At 31.9% G+C, this 2,882-nt stretch carries 3 protein-coding genes and 1 pseudogene; 3 read left to right on the top strand and 1 reads right to left on the bottom strand.

The genetic code is table 11. The features are described 5' to 3' along the window. Nucleotides 1-42: 42 nt before the first annotated feature. The 3 genes from RMN92_RS11645 (at nt 43) to RMN92_RS11635 (ending at nt 2,641) form a co-directional block, all read left to right on the top strand. Nucleotides 43-768, top strand: coding sequence for a polyprenol monophosphomannose synthase (locus tag RMN92_RS11645; protein WP_309609615.1), 726 nt, complete (start codon nt 43-45; stop codon nt 766-768). A gap of 73 nt (nt 769-841) precedes the next feature. Beyond that, nucleotides 842-2,182: a dihydroorotase gene (locus RMN92_RS11640; RefSeq protein ID WP_309609614.1), complete on the top strand. Its 1,341-nt coding sequence runs from the start codon at nt 842-844 to the stop codon at nt 2,180-2,182. A 3-nt stretch (nt 2,183-2,185) separates the two neighbouring features. Continuing rightward, complete coding sequence (locus RMN92_RS11635; RefSeq protein ID WP_309609613.1) at nt 2,186-2,641, top strand: DUF4296 domain-containing protein; 456 nt, start codon at nt 2,186-2,188, stop codon at nt 2,639-2,641. Here RMN92_RS11635 and RMN92_RS11630 read toward each other — a convergent pair. Continuing rightward, a pseudogene (locus tag RMN92_RS11630) lies at nt 2,622-2,882 on the bottom strand (NAD-dependent epimerase); the annotation flags it as partial. The gene RMN92_RS11635 and the pseudogene RMN92_RS11630 sit on opposite strands and share 20 nt — an antisense overlap.

Below are 2,882 nucleotides of genomic sequence, written 5' to 3'. Positions count from 1 at the left end.
TCATGTGTTAAAAAGTTTATTTTTGCACTACAAATTCACACTATGCAAGACGGAATTGTCATTATACCAACCTATAACGAGATAGAAAATATTGAGATTATTATTCGAGCTGTTTTTTCATTGCCAAAAAAATTTCATGTTTTAATTGTTGACGATAACTCACCCGACGGAACATCGAAAAAAGTAACTGACTTGCAAAAAGAATTTCCAGAAGCTTTATTCTTAGAAACCAGAAAAATAAAATCAGGTCTGGGAACTGCTTATGTTCATGGTTTCAAATGGGCTTTAAATCATCCATACCAATATATTTTTGAAATGGATGCCGATTATTCTCATAATCCAGCAGATTTAGAAAAATTGTATGATGCTTGTAGTATTGGAGAAGCCGGAATGGCCATTGGGTCAAGATATCTAACTGGTGTAAATGTAGTAAACTGGCCGCTCAACAGGGTTTTAATGTCCTATTTTGCATCCATGTATGTCCGATTTATTACTGGTATGATAATTCATGATGCGACAGCAGGATTTATTTGTTACAGACGAGAAGTCTTGGAAACTATAAAACTTGATGAAATAAAGTTTACAGGTTACGCGTTTCAAATAGAAATGAAGTATAGAACGTTTATAAAAAACTTCAAAATTACAGAAGTACCCATAATTTTTACCGATAGAACTAAAGGTGAGTCAAAAATGAGCAACGCTATTATTAAAGAAGCGGTTTTTGGTGTAATTATGCTTAGAATAAGAAAAATATTTAATAGGCTTTAAATAGGTTTTGGGTTCTAGGTTTTAGGTTTTGACATACCATTCACCTAGTAACCAAAACCAAAAACCCATAAAAATGAAACAAGTTTTAATAAAGAATGCAAAAATTGTCAATGAAGGAACCATATTTGAAGGCGACATTTTAATTGAAAATGAATTTATAGTTGAAATTGATGAGAATATAAGTCCAAAATCGTCCGATTGTAAAATTATTGACGCGGAAGGAAACTACCTAATTCCTGGCGCAATAGATGATCAAGTTCATTTCCGCGAACCAGGACTAACCCACAAAGGCGATATTGCTTCAGAATCTAAAGCAGCTGTTGCTGGCGGCATTACATCTTATATTGAGCAACCAAATACGGTTCCAAATGCAGTGACTCAAGAATTATTGGAGCAGAAATATAAAATAGCTTCAGAAACTTCGCATGCCAATTATTCTTTTATGATGGGCGCAACAAACGATAATTTGGAAGAAGTTTTAAAAACAAATCCGAAAAATGTAGCTGGAATTAAAATATTTTTAGGTTCATCTACAGGAAATATGCTGGTTGACAATGAAGAAGTTTTGGAAAAAATATTCTCTTCGACCAAAATGCTTATTGCAGTGCATTGTGAAGATGAACAAACCATCAAAAACAATCTGGAAAAATACAAAGCAGAATATGGCGAAAATATTCCTATGGAATTTCATCATTTAATTCGTAGCGAAGAAGCCTGTTATCTCTCGTCGTCAAAAGCGGTGGCTTTAGCACAAAAAACAGGAGCAAGATTGCACGTTTTTCATATTTCAACAGCCAAAGAATTGGATTTGTTTACCAATAAAACACTCTTGGAAGACAAACAAATTACCGCAGAAGTTTGTATACATCACTTGTTTTTTACAAATGATGATTATGCCAAAAAAGGAACTTTAATTAAATGGAATCCAGCAGTAAAAACAGAAGCTGATAAAAATGCACTCTGGAAAGCACTTCTCGATGATCGAATTGATGTTGTAGCCACAGATCATGCGCCACACACACTTGAAGAAAAACAAAATCCATATACAACAGCACCATCAGGTGGGCCACTAGTACAACACGCAGTTGTAGCTATGTTTCAGGCATATCATCAAGGAAAAATATCTATCGAAAAAATAGTAGAAAAAATGGCGCACAATCCAGCGAAAATTTTTAAAATTGACCGTCGTGGTTTTATAAAAGTGGGACATTATGCCGATTTGGTTATCGTAAATACAGGAATGCCTTGGCGTCCAAACAAAGACAATATTTTATACAAATGTGGTTGGTCTCCGTTTGAAAATTATACTTTTAATTCAAGAATTACGCATACTTTTGTAAATGGAGAATTGGTGTATCATAATTCTAAAATTAAAGATATTAAAGTTGGTAAGCGATTGGAATTTAATAGATAGCACATGAATAAAACGATTTTATATTTATTGATATTTACGATTGTAGCTTGCAATAGTAAAACTGAAATTCCGAAACCAGAAAAACCAATTGAAAAAGAGGTAATGGAAAAAATTTTGTATGATTTGGCTGTGTTGCAAGCCTTGAAAAGTTATAGCCCAGAAAAATTAAGCAAAAATAGCATCAATTCAAAAACATATATTTATCAGAAATATAAAATAGACAGTTTGCAGTTTGCTCAAAATAGTAAATACTATGCCTCAGATATTGAAGCATACAAAATAATGTATCAAAAAGTAAGTGATAAATTAGTTTTAGAAAAAAAGAATATTGACACCATTATCAGTCGAGAAACCAAAATCAAAACTAAAAAAACGAAGGATTCTTTGCTTTTAATAACAAAAAAACTGAAAGAAAAGAAGATTAAGGATTTAAAAAAAATTATTCCAGTTGCGAAATAAAGTCATCAATACTTTCAAACTCATAGTTTAATTTCTCAACAATTTTTTTATTAGAATACAAATCGGTTGTGTGCAATGATGATGCTAAATCTTTAGTCAATAATCGTTTTTTACCAAAGAAAATATTTAAAAACCAATCCATTTTCCAACCGAAACTCATTAATAATTTTGAAGCATAATATTTGGGTCTTGGAACATTTAATTGATCTGCAATTTTAAAAACCAAATCTTGGTAGGTTTT

The sequence above is a fragment of the Flavobacterium sp. genome (genome assembly GCF_031363805.1).
In the GTDB taxonomy this organism is placed as follows: Bacteria; Bacteroidota; Bacteroidia; order Flavobacteriales; family Flavobacteriaceae; genus Flavobacterium.
Note: the sequence above shows the minus strand (reverse complement) of the source record. Positions and strands in the feature narration are given on the sequence as shown.